Origin of the sequence: Brevibacillus sp. SKDU10 (assembly GCF_001645205.1) — a bacterium.
In the GTDB taxonomy this organism is placed as follows: Bacteria; Bacillota; Bacilli; order Brevibacillales; family Brevibacillaceae; genus Brevibacillus_B; species Brevibacillus_B halotolerans.
The window spans coordinates 1-683 of the sequence record NZ_LSSO01000077.1 but is presented as its reverse complement, the minus strand read 5'-3'; the positions used below and the strand labels follow the sequence as shown (position 1 = coordinate 683).

Annotated in this window: 1 protein-coding gene; it reads right to left on the bottom strand. The window is 38.9% G+C overall.

The window, feature by feature from the left end:
• On the bottom strand, positions 1-160 hold a 160-nt coding region (locus AYJ08_RS24875; protein WP_157452788.1), incomplete at its 3' end, for a heterocycloanthracin/sonorensin family bacteriocin.
• Between the last annotated feature and the right edge of the window lie 523 nt (positions 161-683).

The window sequence follows — 683 nt, the reverse complement described above, 5'->3', positions numbered from 1 at the left end:
AACAACTGCATGAACAACTGCACGAGCAGCGTTGACACCGTCCGCCTCTTCTCTGAACTAGCATTGCATCTTGCTGACTTTCATTTTCCCAAGGCGATACATCTCCACCCTTGAATTTGTCAACTCTCAACTTTTTAAGTTCGTTTTGGAAATCATCCATAATTACTACCTCCAGTATCCAAATATGCTACTTAGTAAACTTTTGCCGAACGGGTGAAGCTATCCAATACACGAATACCCATCAGCGATATACACTACATGTATGAAAGATCATCCTTGATTGGTTCCTCCTGCAAAAGCCTATTTTTGGGGGCCCTTAAAAAACGCAAGAAAAGAGCCACCTCCCGAGTGGAAAGTGGCCCTTCATTTAACCTGCTCACCGATGTGGAAATCCCCATACCCAGCTAACGTGTGTGGTGATTTGTTTTTACGCCTGTATGTGTCGTTCGATTTTATCTACAAATATCACATAAAAAATTTTACCTAATAATTTCGTAATATAAATTAAAACCGAGCAATGAATTTCTGATTGATTGCTATACTGTTCCACACCAAGCGCTGAAGCTCGTTGGCTCATTTGATAGATGATAAACACTTACTGGTAAATTTGGACAGAATTTTAAGGTATTCTCAGCTTTTCAAAGATTGTCTAGGTATTTTAAATATTTTATGACAGGTACAAT